Genomic DNA, 12,651 nt, shown 5'->3' on the forward strand with positions numbered 1-12,651 from the left:
GTCCAAAGGGCATCGCGTATTCATCATTCGGCGGGCAACGTTCACCGCAGCACTGAGACGCTTGAGACGTCGGTTCACCCGGTCTCGGGCATGTGGTCGGGCGCCTCGGCGATAGCCGACCCGGCGCGGGCGTCCCCCGTGAGGCTGGGCCGGTGCGGGCCGTCGACCTTCGCCAAGTCAGTGGTGGCCCGCATGCCGATCAAGTGGTGACAGACTTCCAGAAGAAGGTGACGGCGCTCACAGAGGCTCCGGGCGTTGTGGCGTCGTCGGCCAGCCGAACGGAGATCCGGAAGACGTGCTCATCACCATTTGGCACATGCCTCCACTCGCCGGTGGGTGCCCCGGTGTCCGATGACCCGTGCGCCGACAGGAAGGTCGCGAGCGTTCCGCGGAAGACAGGCCCAGCTGGATCAGGTTCGTAGCTTTCGCCACACGGAGCCTCGGGGGTCTTCGGGCCCGATGCGGACCCTCGCTCGACGGTGAGTTCCAGCGAGTCGCTCAGGCCCGCTTCGGCGCGCTCACCCGAGCCCGAGGCGTAGAACACGACGTCTTGCCTACCGGCCGTCGCGTCGGTCGCCAGCACGACGGCGACGCACCTTACGATCTGCTGGCCGGGCACCATCGCCGCCGCCTCCCCGTCCGCAGGATGGAAGAGAGCGGTGCCGCGGTCGTCATCGGTGAGGACGACGGTCGCGGCGGTGAAGCTGTTACCGGCGCTGCTGTGGATCGTCGTCCTCTCCGACCAGGCGAGGGCTGCTGTCCCTCCCGCCGTCAGGACCAGAGCTGCAGTCAGAACACGAGGCAACCGGGCTTTCGTCGTCACCACCGAGCCACCCGAGCCTCCCAGTTGATTCCGTCCCACTCAGTGAATGTCACGTGAGGGCGCCCGCCTGAAGCGAGGAGGTGACCCGTCACCGTGTCCGCCGCCGGGCCGATGTCCACGACTGAGGTCCGGATCCACTGGTCGGTGCTCGCTGCGTAGCGAGCGACCACCATGTCGAAGTTGCCGTTCGCGTTGCGCTCGGCCCAGGTGAGCCAAGGGATAGACCCGACGACGGCGATGCTGGGATCCCCGACGTTCGGCATCCCGTCCGGGTACTGCGGTGATCCGCCGCCGACGCTCGAGGTTGTGCAGACGGTGGGTGTCAGACTCGACCCCCCGGACTGCAGCCACGTGCTACCGGTCCATCGCCGCGTGCGGACCTGCCAGCAGCCGGCTGTCTGCTCGCGGAATGCGATGTGAGGCAGGTCATCGAGTCCGACTGCGATGGAGGGGCCGTAAGCAGGCTGGGCGGCGTTCACGTTGAGTTCCGTCCCGCGGCCCACGGACGGTGACCGCACCCGGATTGTCGAGATACCACTGCCGTTCGTTTCGGAGAACACCACCCAGGGCTGCCCCGCGACCGTGGCGACGTCCGGATCGACTGCCTGCTTTGCGTTGTCGTAAGCCATGATTCCGCTACCGCTGGCCGACGAGGTCAGAGTGTTGTAACTGCGCCACTTGACTTGGAGGTAGCTGCCGCTGCTGTCCAGTTCCTGCCACACCGCCCAGAGCGAGGCACCGACCGCGGTGAGGCGTGGCCGGTAGGCGTTCTTTTGGTTGTCCAAGTTCCAGGCATCCTGAGACCCGGCTTGGACTGTCTGCCACGCGCCGGCTGTCCAGCGCGCGATCCGGATCGTGCTGGGCGTGCCGACCTCCGACCAGGCGACGAAGACAGTTCCGTCGACTGCGGCGATCGCCGGTGTTCGCGCGTTCGTACCAAGAGCTCCACCGACGGCTTGCCAAGCCGTGCCGTCCCAGCGCTTGACCCGGACCTGCCGCCCGCTCCCGCTCGTCTCGGCCCATGCGACCCACGGCGCGCCCGCCACGTCGGCAAGTCGGGGCGTCCAGGACGAGACCGACGTGCTGCTGTTGATGGGACTCGTGGTCGGTGTGGTTGCGCTCGAAGGAAGGGGATGCCAAGCGAAGATCGTTGCTGTAGCGAGCTGGTTCCCCGCGCTGACCGTCATGGCTGTGATGCCGCTCGAGGTCATGCCCGTCCCGAGCGGCAGCCACAGTAAGACGGCGAGAGCCCAGAGGGCGGTGCGCCTCGATCGACGTCGGGCCGGGCTCACAGCTGGTCCGTGCGCCAGACGCGGCGCAGAGTTGTGACGGTGAAGATCGCGATGAGGCCGGTGATCGCGCAGGCCCGCACTAGAGGGAGGCCGAGGACGGCGACCGCGCGACCGACGTGGGGGACTCGAACGGCGACCTGATGGACGACGGCGTCACGTGGAGCTGACCACGTCTCGCTCACGGTGTTCGCGTCTCCCTTGGTCTGGACGGTGAAGCCGCCGGCCGTGTCCGTGCGAATGACGAGGCGGTGGGTCAGCGTGCGGTCCTGTGCCCGCGGATCCGGGAAGGTGAGGATGTCACCGGCGTCGGTGGCGCCGAGGCCGACCGGTCGCAGCAGCAGCAGGTCGCCCGCGCGCAGGGTCGGCCGCATGCTGTCGCTCCTGTCGATGACGATCTGCCAACCGGCAACGGCGAGGCTGGCGATCGCGAGGATGAGCGCGACCATGACCAGGGGTCCCACGCGGATGCGACCGAGGCGCCGAACCAGGCCGGACCGGCGGTTCGGCGCCGTCGCGGCCCGGCGGCGAGACACAAGAGCTCAGTTGGTGTCGGAGGTGAAGGCGAGGGTGAACGGCGCGACCGTCTCGTTCTGGGACGCCGTCGCCAGCACCTCGGCGCGCACCTGGAAGTAGTGCGTCTCTCCGGCGGCGTTGTTCCCCCAGGTCCCGGTGGCCAGCGGCGTGGTGCTAACCGCCGTGATGAAGTCCTGCAGATTGCCTGTGTACAGCTGGCCGACGGCGTCGGCGGTGAACCCGCTGCCGCAGGTCGTGGTCGGCCACGACGGCGTGCCGGTGATCGTTCCACGGGTCACCGTGACATTGACGTCGGGCGCTAGCGTGCCCGCGCCGCCGGTGGCGGACAGCTTCACGGTCGGCGTTCGGGTGGTCGCGTTGGACGTGTACGTCACGCCGATGCACTCGGTCACGACATCGCCGGGAAGGAGAGCGTAGGCATTGCCGCCGTTCGCCGATCGGAACATCGCATAGGCGCCCGTGTCGTTGTCGGTCAGGCTGATCTGGGCGGTGCTGAAGCTGTTTGCCTCGTTCGTCGTCTGAGCGCTGAACCCCGACCAGGTGGACATGGCTGCGCCGCTGGCGACGATAAGCACGAGGACGGTTGTCACGGCGGCAGTACGTCTGCTGCGCTTGGCCGGGTGCACGCGGTGGCGGCCCGGGCTCGTCTTCTCGGTCATGTGGCGCTCCTGGCTGGTGGATGGTCACCACTCCATCGGCCGGGGCCCACCGCAGTTGAACGATTGCGCCATCGTGATCCGGCACCCCGGTCGCCGAGCCGGGATATCACGCCCGCACGGCGGTCGACTCGGTGGAAATTGGGTCCACTTCCGCCTCCGTGGCGTCGACCGTCCGATTTCGTCCCGCCGCCTTCGCGCGGTAGAGCGCGCTGTCCGCAGACCGGAGCACGTCCGCGATCGAGGCATCTGCGGTCCACGGCGCTACACCCACGCTGCACGTGACCGGCAGAGGCGCCTCGGACGTTTCGACCGCTCGCCGTAGGCGGTCTGCTACCGACACAGCAGATCGCGCGTCACCGGGCAGGATCACAGCGAATTCCTCTCCGCCGTACCGCGCGACCATGTCGCCGGTTCGGCTCGCCATGCGGATCGCGTGCGCGGCCGCCCGGAGTACCTCGTCGCCGACCGCGTGACCGTGGCTGTCGTTGACGGCCTTGAAGTGGTCGAGGTCCATCAACGCCACGGAGAAGTCTTCCTGCCCTGACCGTGCGGTGTCGATCGCGTGGGCGAGCGCAGCGTCGAAGGCGCGCCGGTTCCCGACGCCGGTCAGGCCATCTGTCTCGGCGATCCGGCGCAAGGATGCGACGGCAGCCGCGCGCGTCAGCGCCAGGGCGGCGTGTGCCACCGCCTGCTCGGCGGTGGACAGCAGTCGCCGGTCGACGCCGTTGAGCCGGCGTCGACCGAGCTCCAACACGAGCCACCCACGCCCGGCATCACCGAGGGGCAGCGGTAGCGCGACGATGCCTTGCGCTTGGGGCAGGCGTTGGACGAGCCATTCGTCCCAGGTCGGGTCCGCCTTGATGGCGAGCACCGGGCCGCCTCCGACGGGGACTCGAGCCAGGAGCGAACCGGGCGCGTCTGCGCAGCCCGTTGTTGGACCATGCGTGGACACCGCGGTCCGCCGGTCGGCCGAGCCCAGCACCAACTTGTCCGACCCCGGACTCGTCAGGACGACACAGAGCTCTGGGACCAGGCCTGCATCGTGGGTCGGTTGACCGGGCGTCACGGCCACGAGCGCCCGCCGTACGCCGAGATCGTCGACGACCGCTCGGGCAAGGCTGTGCACGACACTCTCTGGGTCGTCGACGGTCGACAGGGCAACAGCGAGGCGGTGTAGGACCTCGGCGTCGTACCGTCGCCGCCGGAGCTCGCGCTCGTTGAGCGCAGCGAACGCCGACGTGCCGAGCGCGGCGACCCAGAGCAGCAGCAGGAACGCCAGGTAGGTGGTCATGATGACCGGCCGACCCTCGAGCGTGCCACCGCGCAGCACACCGGTCGCGGAGGCATGGAGGAAGACGAGCACGACCAACGAGTGCCACAGCGCCACCTTGACGCCCGTCCGGAAGCTCATGAGCAGGCTTACCGCACTCACGTGGATGACATAGAGGGCAGTCACGAAGCCGCTGAGGTCCCCAAGGACGTGGATCACCGCGGCGAGGACGAACCCGTCGAGCACGAGCGAGGCGTTGAGCGCCGTGATCGTCGCCTTGCGTCCCAACCGGGAAGCCAGCAGGGTGACGAGCACGAACGTCAGGTGCGCGACGGCGATGAACGCCGCCGCGTCGAGCGATCGTGTCGGTGCAGTGAGAACGAGACCGGCTGCTGCGCCGAGCAGGCCGATGCGGAGCAAACCTGCCCAGCGCATCCGGTCGACCAGGGGCACGAGGCCGTGGCGCGAGGGATCGGACGTCTGGGTCACGGTCGGCTCCGGGTCGAGGTCGGGAACGGGACGAGCTGGTCTGGGTGCATCGGGGCGAGGGCCAGTTTTGGATCGTCACGGTCGAGGCGGTCCTGCAGCCTTAAGTAGACGAGGAGCAGGACGAGGAGCAGCAGAGGCAGCCAGGCCGTCCGGGCCAGGTCGCGCAGGAAGACGCGCACCGGTCCGGCTTCGAGGGCGATGCCAACTGTGGGCTCGGGCGAGTGCTCCGCCGAGGACTGCACAGCGCTCGTGTCGCCGCCGGACGGTGCGCTGTTCGCAGGCGAGGTCGTGAGGTGCGACGGCCCGGTGTCGGCCGTTGATGCCGACGTCCCACCTGCGGCTTGTGGATCAGGGGGAGGCAGGTCGTCGTCGGGCGTGGCGGGTACCGCGACCCAAAGGAACGTCGTCGTCGCCGTAGCACCGGCGGCGCGCTCATCGTCGGCCACCTCCACGGTCACCCGAAAAGTTCGCGCTCCATCGGCTGGGGCCCAACCCGTGTCTAGGCCGTCCGACGCTGCCAGGTCCGCAAGCGTGCCCTCGTACAAGGTCACGCCCGAGAAGTCGGCGCAGACGGCACTCGATCCGGTTCCTGTAGCGACCGTCACAAGGAGCAACGGCGCGAGCACCCCGTTCAGCTCTTCGGCCAGGAGGTGTACCTGCCCGGGCACGGTCCAGCGAGGCAGTTCGACGCACCCGGCCAGCGGGTGACCGGGCACCAGGCCGGAAGCTGCCAGGAGCGGTTTAGCCCCTGGCGCGGCGGGCTCCCGCGCGGTCGGCGAGAACCCGTCATCGAGACCTTGGCGTGCGAGCAGCACCGGTTGCCCTGCAGGTGGGGACGTGACCGCCACTGCGAGCGACGCGCCAGCGGCGACCAGGAGCGTCGCCACGGTCGCGCGGAAATGCCGAGTGCTCACAGTAGTGCTCATCGACAAGTCCGACGCCGGCAGTGAGACGTTGCGCGCAGCGGACCTTTTCCGGCCGGAGTCAACAGCCTGAAGATCCACATGTGGGGTTGCTGGCGCGCCCCTTCGCGCTGAATCCGTCATGCCCCAGAGCCCGTTTGGGCGTGTGCTGGCCCTTTCTCCCGCGCGTCGCAGGGCCGTCAGACCGCGCGGCGCCCGTCGAGGATGCGCGCGACGTCCTGCGCGAGCGGCTCCTCGAGCAGGTCCTCCACCGGGCGCGGCAGGCTCAGGCACCAGTTGGGCCACTCGGTGACCGTGCCGGGCATGTTGGGGCGCTCGGCGACCGCGCCGGCGTCGTCCAGCGAGGCCAGCACGACGCGGGCCGCACACGCCGAGAGCCGGGCGTACTGGGCCCGGACAGCCTGGGCGACCTGCTCAGGGCCCACGGGGCCGTCGAGGTCCACCCCGGCGGCCGCCGCGAGCTCGCGGCGCACGCCCTCGAGCTGCTCGAAGTTCGCCGACTTCCCGATCGCCCGCAGGTCGGCCATGTCCGAGCCGGTCAGCGTGCCGGCGATCGTCGCCTGGTCGTGCGTGGACGACGCACCCATCGCCGCCTCGGGGAACTGGTCCACCGGCAGGCGCAGCGCGGCGCGGTAGCCGAGCATGCCCTGCTCGGCCATCGTCTCGCGGACGCCCTCGGCGACCGTGCCCATGTCCTCGCCGACGACCCAGGCCCCCGCGCGGTGCGCCTCGAGCCGCAGCACCGCGAGCATCGCCTCGACCGGGTACCGGACGTAGGCGCCCGCGGCGGGGTGGCCGCCGACCGGCACCCAGTAGAGACGCCACAGCTGCATGACGTGGTCGATCCGCAGCGCACCGGCGTGGGCCAGCGCCGAGCGGACCATCGCGACGAACGGCCGCAGGTCCGAGGCGACGAGCGCCGTCGGGCTCAGCGGCGGCAGGCCCCACGTCTGGCCGTCGAGGTTGTGCCGGTCGGGCGGACAGCCGACCTCGTAGTCGAACACGACGGCGTCCTGGTGGGCCCACGCGTCGGCCGAGGAGGAGTCGAAGCCGACCGCGACGTCGGCCACGATCGTCGCGCCCGCCTCGCACGCCGTGGCGAGCTGCACGTCGGCGACCCACTGCGCCCAGCAGTAGAACGCGACGCGCTCGGCGTTCTCCTCGGCGTAGTGCGCCGCACCGGCCGGGGTGCGGTACTGCTCGGGCCAGCTGGGCCAGTACGCCGTGCCGATGCGCTCGGCCAGGACGCACCACGTCGCGAAGCGGCGCAGGTCCTCCCCGCCGGCGGCGACCCAGACGTCGTGCTCGACGGGCAGGCGGCGGCGCGTGGCCTGCCAGATGCGCAGCAGCGCGGCGTGCTTGAGCGCCCACACCCCGTCGCGGTAGATGCGCCGCGTGGCGTTGAGCCCACGGCCGCGTGCGGCGAGGTCGGACAGGTCGACGGCGTCTGCGCCCGGGACGTCCTCGATGGCGATGTGGAGCAGCTGCAGCCACTCGCGCGAGGCGGGCGAGTACGGCGAGGCTTGCTGGACCGAGCACGGCGCCGCCGCGTGCAGCGGGGAGATGAGCACGGAGGCCGCACCGGCGTCGCGCGCCCGGCGCGCGATGTGCGCGAGGTCGCGGAAGTCGCCGATGCCCCACGAGCCGCGCGACCGGGCCGCGTAGAGCTGCACGGCCCAGCCCCAGCCGCGCTCGGGCTGGGGAAAGGTCGCCGGGGCGCTCAGGAGCAGGCGGCGACGGCCGTCCGCCGTGACCAGCCGGTAGTAGCCCGCCGGGGGCGCGACGTCCTCGACAGGGCCGAGGTAGGACCCGTCCAACGTCTCGAGGTGACCGTCCAGCCGCTCCCACCGTTCCCCTGGCACGCAGACAAGCGGCGTTTGGGAGATACCCCTGTTGGTCACGGCGGCCTGCACGACGGCGCGCGTCGCACCGTCAAGATGCTGGACTACGCCGTGGGCGTCGACGTAGCTCGCCGGCACTAAATCGGGATGCGTCACGGCCATGTGTTTGTCCCTGTGCGGATCTGATGGCGCTGGCCCGGGAGTCGACGAGCCGCAGAGCCCGTCCAACTGTTAGGCCACCGCCGAGGATGTACTGCTTCAGACGGAGGAAACGGCAGCCGGGAAGGGCGGTGTCCACATCCCGGCGGCGGCCGCGAGAAAGGGGATGCTCCGTCGCACCGGGTGTCTCCTGATCTGTTCGAGCGGGCGCAGCATCATCGCGAGGCCTCCCGCTGGCGGCCTCGCAACGCTAGACCGGCCGCCGGTGCTTTTGCAAGACCTTGCAGCAACTTGCTGCAACTCATGCAACGAACGCTTGCTGCCCTCCTCCTACGGAGTGCAGCGGTACCTGCCGCCGCGGCTTGATGACCTCGGTGGACGAGGCAAGCCGCTCGAGGTGGCGTCGCGGGAGGGCAGCACCAAGCGACCGATCGGGTGTCGAGGCTCAAAGGCGTCGCCCTCGCCTCTGCCAGGCGCGGCAGTGGCCCGGCGCGATCCATCCGCGCCGAGCCACCGCTACTGCTTGTCTCAGCGCCAGGTGTCGCTGAGGCTCACCGAGCCCGAGGCGCCCGTGGTGTAGAAGCGGTTGGAGCCGGTCTCCCACGTGAAGGTGCCGTTCGGGTTCTTCTTGACGAACTTGTACTCGAAACGCGTGTTCGCCGGGAGGTTCACCGCCGCGGCCGTCCGCCAGTTCGGGTAGCTCGCCGAGGACAGCGCGACCGCCTTCGCGGGGTCCCAGGACCCCAGCTCTGGGGTGCTGCCGACGAGGTACACGTTCTGTCCGTAGGACGTGGTGGCGTTGACCGCGAAGTTCACCGCCTGCGTGCTGGCGACGGGGGGGTCACCCCGGAACGCGTCGCTCAGGGTGAGGGTGCCCGCCGCTGAGACGGTGGCGATCCGGTTGGCGCCGCTCTCCCAGAGCACCGCACCAGCAGAGTCGACCTTCACGTACTTGTACTCGAAGGTGGTGCCCGGAGCGAGGCCGGTCACCTGCCCCGTCCACCCCGGGTAGGTCGCTGCGGTGGTGGTCAGTGCCCGGCCGCTCGCGGCGTTCCATCCGCCCAGAGCCGGGACGTTGCCCACGATCCTGACGGTCTGCCCGACGACGGTGGTGGCCGTGACGTTGACCGCCACGCCGGCATCGCGATCCCTGACATCGATCACGACGGTGTCGGTAGAGGTTCTGCCATCAGCAGCCGTGACGGTGAGCGTCACGGGGTAGCTGCCGGGCGCGGAGAACGCCCGTGTCGGCCGCGCCCCGGTCAGGCTGAAGCCCTCACCGGTCCAGGCGTAGGAGGAGATTGACCCGGAGGAGGTCGTGCCGTCGAAGGTCACGGTGGAGCCCGTCGACACGGACTGATCCGGGCCGGCGTTCGCGGTCAGCGGGCAGTTCGTCGTGCAGGACGGAGGAAGCTTCGCGCCGACGTGCAGAGCGACGGCCTGGCCCGCGCGGACACTGATCGCGGCCTGGCCGGCCGAGACGGTCACGGCACCGGCGCTGCAGGTGGTGCCGCTGACGCCGCCGCCGTAGACGTTGCAGTAGGTGCCGTCGGGCAAGCCGGTGGCGAATGTCCGCTGCAGGGTGGAGCTGCCGCGGTTGAACGCGGCGAACGCCTTGTCACCACGGCTGAACGCGATCTGATCGCCACCGTTCGTCCACCAATTCTGCAGCGAGGCGCTACCCGCCGAGTTGCGGAAGCCGACCATCCCGGCGATCGTCGGCCGCCGGTGCTCGCAGATCCACTCACCGCTGGAGCAGTCGACGTCCTTGGTGGTGTTTCCCCCGTTGCTGGGCGGGCCTGCCTCCTTGTTGTCGAAGCGGTAGCTCGACATGAGCACAGGGCTGCCGTAGGGGTGGGCGAGCATGAACGCGTTGGCCAGGTCGTAGAGCTCCGGCCCGTTCTTGTAGGTGAGGGAGGCGCTGCCGTCGCGCTGGGTGTCGTGGTTGTCGATCCAGGTCTTCGCCCTGTCGGACGGCATCCAGCTCGAGTCGGCGCCGATGCCCTGCAGCGAGGCGAGGTTGCCGTCCTTCACGGCGTTGCCGACGCGGGGGCCGAAGGCGAACTCCCCGGCGTCGCCGAGGGTGGCGTACTCGCTCGAGGGGATGACGTCGCCAGGCTGGCTGTAGACCTCGTGGTAGACGTAGTAGGGCTTGGTGAGCTTGCTGTAGATCGCCTGGAAGTCGGCGACCGGGACGTGCTTCGCAGCGTCCACCCGGAAGCCGGCGACGCCGATGGCGAGGAGGTCGTTCAGGTAGTCGGCGATCTTGGTGCGGACGTACTCCGAGCTGGTCTCCAGGTCCGCCAGGGCCAGGAGGTTGCAGTTCCGGATCTCCTCGCGGTTGCTCCAGTTGGAGATCGAGCGCTTGCAGTCGTTGAAGTCGCCCGGTCCGAAGGGCACTGCGGGGAAGCTGTAATCGCTGAAGGGGCTCCCAGCGCTGCCGGTGCCGGACTGGCCGATGCCTGCCATGTGATTGATGACGACGTCGGCGTAGATCTTCACGCCAGCGGCGTTGCACCGGTTGACCATGTCGGTGAACTGGGCGCGGTTGCCGCTGCGCCCCTCGATCTTGTAGCTGATGGGCTGGTACTTCTGCCACCACGGGTAGCCCTGCCCGGGCAGGACGATGTGCTCCTGCGGGGGCGAGATCTGGACACCGCCGAAGCCCTGCGGACCGAGGACCGTCTCGCACTCCTTAGCGACGTCGGTCCACTTCCACTCGAAGAGCTGGACGGTGACCGGCTTGCTACCCGGAGGGGTCGCTGCGGCGGTGGGAGGGGCGGCGGCCTGAGCCCCGAGAAGTGCTGCTGTAGCCAGTGCGAGCGCGAGGACCGAGGTCCCGGCCCGACGCGCAGCGGAGCGCGCCGTGGTTGTCGTCATCGTCGACGCCCTTCTGTGGGGGAAAGAGGCACTCAGCGTACCTGGCGTTGCGCAAGATACAAGGTTGTTGCAGGCAGTCTTGCAACAAGTTGCCGCCCGCGGCGTGTCAGTGACCCCGCGGTGCATCCGGGTCTGGGGTCGTGACGAACCAGACCGCGACGCTCTCCGGGACACGCCCAGCCTGATCTAGGGGACCGCTTGAGAGGAGCACGTCCGCGCCGGTCGGCAGCGGCACCGCCTCGACACCGAAGTTGACCAACACGGAGACCGCGGCGCGGCGGCCGCAGTTCGTGAAGACCAGCACCCGATCGTCACCACCGCCGTCCCAGCGGAGCGTCCCCTCGCCCAGTCCGGCCTCGCGTCGGTTCCGGAGGGCGCTCCGGTAGAGCTCGAGGGTCGAGGACACGTGCTTGGACTGCGCGTCCACCGCTAGCCGGCGGTAGGAATCCGGCTGGGGCAGCCACGTCGTGCCCGTCGGGCTGAACCCGTAGCCCGGGGCTGCGGCTTCCCAGGGCATGGGCACACGGCAGCCGTCCCGGCCGGCCTCGGTGCCGCCGTGGCGAAACCACGCGGGGTCCTGGCGGACCTCATCGGGTAGGGCTGTGTGCTCAGGCAGGCCGAGCTCCTCGCCCTGGTAGAGGTAGCTAGAGCCAGGCAGCGCGAGCATGATCATCGAAGCGGCGCGCGCGCGGCGCAGCCCTAGGTCTTGATCGGGTTGCGGATCGGTCGCCCTGATGCCGTTGGGCCACGTGGTGTCCAACGGCAGCGCCAGCCGTGTCGTGTGGCGTAGGACATCGTGGTTGCTCAGGACCCAGGTTGCCGGCGCCCCGACGGCCGCGCCCGCGGCCAGCGAGGAGCGGATGGACTGCCGAAGGTCATCGGCCCTCCACTGAGCGCCGAGGAAGTCGAAGTTGAACGCCTGGTGCATCTCGTCCTGGCGAACGTAGCGGGACAAGCGCTCGGCGGGCGCTACCCACGCTTCGGCCACCATCATCCGCTCGCCCTCGTAGCTGTCGAGCAGACGGCGCCAGGAACGGTAGATCTCGTGGACGCCGTCCTGGTCCCACATCGGGGGCCGCTCGCCGTCCGGGCCGCTCCCATCCAGCAGAGACTGCTCGTGATCCCAATCCGTGAACCGCCCTGGGTCTGATGGAGGCTCGGGCTATGGGATTTCGACCAGGTGCTGGTCGGTCCCGGGTGCAGCGTAGAACGCGGCTTCGTACTCGGTGGGCGGGATGTCGCCGAGGTAGCCGTGCAGGCGCGTGGTGTTGTGCCAGTGCACCCACCCCAGGGTCGCCAGCTCGACGTCCTCGACGGATCGCCAGGGCTCGGTGCGGGCCGGCCCGCGGATCAGCTCGGCCTTGTAGTAGCCGTTGACGGTCTCGGCCAGGGCGTTGTCGTAGCTGTCGCCCACGGTCCCGATTGAGGGCACAGCGCCGATCTCGGCAAGGCGGTCGCCGTAGCGCAAGGACGTGAATTGCCCAGGTTCAACCGGTGGAAGCAACACCCCGATGGTGGAGGTGTTGATGGAAGGTCAGCCTCGGTGGTTGGTGACGCGTACGGGGCGGCCGGCGATGCGGTCGCCGGGACGGCCGCCGATCCGTCGAGACCTTGAGCGCGCGTTCTGGCGGAAGATCGCCGAGGGGGCGAGCAGCGAGGACGCCGGCGTCGCGGTCGGCGTGTCGGGGCCGGTGGGCTCTCGGTGGTTCCGTGAGCGTGGTGGCATGCCGTCGATCAGTCTCGGGGTGTCCTGGTCAAGTCCCTGGACGTGGTGTAGCGCT

The 12,651-nt window shown here is 69.6% G+C and carries 9 protein-coding genes and 2 pseudogenes; 1 reads left to right on the forward strand and 10 read right to left on the reverse strand.

Annotation, left to right across the window (positions count from 1 at the left end; translation table 11 throughout):
- Positions 1-199 precede the first annotated feature (199 nt).
- The 10 genes and pseudogenes from AC2TDM_RS11215 to AC2TDM_RS11260 all read right to left on the reverse strand — a co-directional run.
- Positions 200-826 carry a hypothetical protein gene (locus AC2TDM_RS11215; protein WP_484634650.1) on the reverse strand — a complete coding sequence of 209 codons (627 nt, stop codon included), beginning with the start codon at positions 824-826 and terminating at the stop codon, positions 200-202.
- On the reverse strand, positions 820-2,034 hold the full coding sequence (locus AC2TDM_RS11220) for a hypothetical protein (protein ID WP_484634651.1): 1,215 nt from the start codon (positions 2,032-2,034) through the stop codon (positions 820-822). The genes AC2TDM_RS11215 and AC2TDM_RS11220 overlap by 7 nt, the downstream gene beginning before the upstream one ends.
- Before the next feature lie 77 nt (positions 2,035-2,111).
- Positions 2,112-2,561, reverse strand: coding sequence for a signal peptidase I (locus AC2TDM_RS11225; protein ID WP_484634652.1), 450 nt, complete (start codon positions 2,559-2,561; stop codon positions 2,112-2,114).
- Positions 2,562-2,654: 93 nt separating this feature from the next.
- Positions 2,655-3,308: a hypothetical protein gene (locus AC2TDM_RS11230; RefSeq protein ID WP_484634653.1), complete on the reverse strand. Its 654-nt coding sequence runs from the start codon at positions 3,306-3,308 to the stop codon at positions 2,655-2,657.
- 106 nt (positions 3,309-3,414) lie between these two features.
- Positions 3,415-5,067 (reverse strand): GGDEF domain-containing protein, encoded by a 1,653-nt coding sequence (locus AC2TDM_RS11235; RefSeq protein ID WP_484634654.1) that lies wholly within the window; start codon positions 5,065-5,067, stop codon positions 3,415-3,417.
- On the reverse strand, positions 5,064-5,954 hold the full coding sequence (locus tag AC2TDM_RS11240) for a hypothetical protein (protein ID WP_484634655.1): 891 nt from the start codon (positions 5,952-5,954) through the stop codon (positions 5,064-5,066). Before AC2TDM_RS11240 ends, AC2TDM_RS11235 begins: the two co-directional genes overlap by 4 nt.
- A gap of 215 nt (positions 5,955-6,169) precedes the next feature.
- The gene (gene malQ / locus AC2TDM_RS11245) at positions 6,170-7,993 is read right to left on the reverse strand and encodes a 4-alpha-glucanotransferase (RefSeq protein ID WP_484634656.1); all 1,824 of its coding nucleotides are present in this window, start codon (positions 7,991-7,993) and stop codon (positions 6,170-6,172) included.
- Between the two features lie 525 nt (positions 7,994-8,518).
- Positions 8,519-10,870 carry a carbohydrate-binding module family 20 domain-containing protein gene (locus AC2TDM_RS11250; RefSeq protein WP_484634657.1) on the reverse strand — a complete coding sequence of 784 codons (2,352 nt, stop codon included), beginning with the start codon at positions 10,868-10,870 and terminating at the stop codon, positions 8,519-8,521.
- 106 nt (positions 10,871-10,976) lie between these two features.
- Positions 10,977-11,939 carry an alpha-amylase family glycosyl hydrolase gene (locus AC2TDM_RS11255; RefSeq protein ID WP_484634658.1) on the reverse strand — a complete coding sequence of 321 codons (963 nt, stop codon included), beginning with the start codon at positions 11,937-11,939 and terminating at the stop codon, positions 10,977-10,979.
- Between the two features lie 93 nt (positions 11,940-12,032).
- Positions 12,033-12,350, reverse strand: a pseudogene (locus tag AC2TDM_RS11260) (integrase core domain-containing protein); the annotation flags it as partial.
- Between the two features lie 46 nt (positions 12,351-12,396).
- Here AC2TDM_RS11260 and AC2TDM_RS11265 point away from each other — a divergent pair.
- Positions 12,397-12,600: pseudogene (locus tag AC2TDM_RS11265) on the forward strand (IS30 family transposase); the annotation flags it as partial.
- Between the last annotated feature and the right edge of the window lie 51 nt (positions 12,601-12,651).

The organism is Cellulomonas sp. plas2, assembly GCF_057221735.1.

What these genes read in the sequence shown, in the direction of transcription:
- AC2TDM_RS11220 (WP_484634651.1), bottom strand. Translation starts at nt 2,034, where the DNA reads ATGACCTCGAGCGGCATCACAGCCATGACGGTCAGCGCGGGGAACCAG.
- AC2TDM_RS11225 (WP_484634652.1), bottom strand. Translation starts at nt 2,561, where the DNA reads ATGGTCGCGCTCATCCTCGCGATCGCCAGCCTCGCCGTTGCCGGTTGG.
- AC2TDM_RS11230 (WP_484634653.1), bottom strand. Translation starts at nt 3,308, where the DNA reads ATGACCGAGAAGACGAGCCCGGGCCGCCACCGCGTGCACCCGGCCAAG.
- malQ (WP_484634656.1), bottom strand. Translation starts at nt 7,993, where the DNA reads ATGGCCGTGACGCATCCCGATTTAGTGCCGGCGAGCTACGTCGACGCC.
- AC2TDM_RS11250 (WP_484634657.1), bottom strand. Translation starts at nt 10,870, where the DNA reads ATGACGACAACCACGGCGCGCTCCGCTGCGCGTCGGGCCGGGACCTCG.
- AC2TDM_RS11255 (WP_484634658.1), bottom strand. Translation starts at nt 11,939, where the DNA reads ATGTGGGACCAGGACGGCGTCCACGAGATCTACCGTTCCTGGCGCCGT.